The sequence below is a fragment of the Lysobacter sp. ESA13C genome, assembly GCF_019970005.1.
Taxonomy (GTDB): domain Bacteria; phylum Pseudomonadota; class Gammaproteobacteria; order Xanthomonadales; family Xanthomonadaceae; genus Lysobacter; species Lysobacter antibioticus_B.
This window is the reverse complement of record NZ_JAHXYK010000041.1, coordinates 1-600: the sequence shown is the minus strand read 5'-3', so window position 1 is coordinate 600 and position 600 is coordinate 1. Positions and strand designations below refer to the sequence as shown.

Here is a 600-nt window from a genome sequence, read left to right as displayed (position 1 = left end):
TGCTGCCCACCGGGCAGACCGGGCTGGTCGAAGTCGCGGTGTTCACCACGTTGCCGGCGGTCACGTCGGCCGCGGTCACCGTGTAGGTGCCCGTCAACACGCAGGTCGCACCCGGCGCCACCGAGGCACAGGTCGTCGTGCTCGGGGTGATCTTGCTGTCGTTCACCACCACGTTGGTCAGGTTGCCGCTGGCGCTGGTGTTGGTCACCGTCACCGTGTAGGTCAGCACGTCGCCCACCGACACCGTGCCGCTGCCGTCGTTATCGGCATTGGTCATGGTCTTGGCGATCGTCTGGCTCAGCGCCGTCACCGGCGTGGTCACCGTCGTCGTGCAGGCCGGATCGGTGCTGCCCACCGGGCAGATCGCGCTGGTCGAGGTCGCGGTGTTCACCACGTTGCCGGCGGTCACGTCGGCCGCGGTCACCGTGTAGGTACCGGTCAACACGCAGGTCGCACCCGGCGCCACCGAGGCACAGGTCGTCGTGCTCGGGGTGATCTTGCTGTCGTTCACCACCACGTTGGTCAGGTTGCCGCTGGCGCTGGTGTTGGTCACCGTCACCGTATAGGTCAGCACGTCGCCCACCGACACCGTGCCGCTGC

1 pseudogene is annotated in these 600 nt (G+C 67.8%); it reads right to left on the bottom strand.

Annotated elements, in window-relative coordinates:
• Positions 1-600: pseudogene (locus LC490_RS24635) on the bottom strand (hypothetical protein); the annotation flags it as partial.